The sequence below is a fragment of the Streptomyces ochraceiscleroticus genome, from assembly GCF_000720485.1.
Taxonomy (GTDB): domain Bacteria; phylum Actinomycetota; class Actinomycetes; order Streptomycetales; family Streptomycetaceae; genus Streptomyces; species Streptomyces ochraceiscleroticus.
On record NZ_JOAX01000094.1, the window covers coordinates 1 to 481 of the forward strand.

Genomic DNA, 481 nt, shown 5'->3' on the forward strand with positions numbered 1-481 from the left:
CGGGCAGGTCAGCCGATGTTGTCGACCGCAGCCTTGGCCTTGGACAGCGTGTGCTGCGCGGTGCCGTCGTTCTTCTCCAGCGTCGTCTTCAGCAGCTGGATGATGTTCTTGACCTCCTGCGAGGCCCGGTTCCAGCGCAGCTCCTTGCCGTGGTACTCATCCGCCACGCCATCGGCCGTGAAGTCCGCCATCGCCGCCTTCACCTGACCGCCGAATCCATCCCCGACTGACCACCCAGAATCCCCGACAGAGAACTCTGCAGGGCGGAGGCGATCTCGTCCGACCGAGACTTGAACTGATCGAACGCGGCCTTGCCCGACCCGTTGAACTTGCCCTCCAGCGGCGCCGCGGCATCCACCAACTGCCGGATCAGCGTCCCCAGATCCTCACTCGACCCACGCGACTTCGACTGCAGCGTCGACAGCGTCTGCGCTCCCATGTCGAACTTCATCAGGCTCCCCCTGCCGGGCTGGACGGCTGT

General features: G+C 65.1%; 2 pseudogenes. Both read right to left on the reverse strand.

Going from position 1 to position 481, the window contains the following annotated elements:
- Positions 1-8 precede the first annotated feature (8 nt).
- Positions 9-206: pseudogene (locus tag IG84_RS38560) on the reverse strand (pore-forming ESAT-6 family protein); the annotation flags it as partial.
- Positions 207-208: 2 nt separating this feature from the next.
- Positions 209-451 (reverse strand): annotated as a pseudogene (locus IG84_RS42525) (hypothetical protein); the annotation flags it as partial.
- Positions 452-481: the final 30 nt, after the last annotated feature.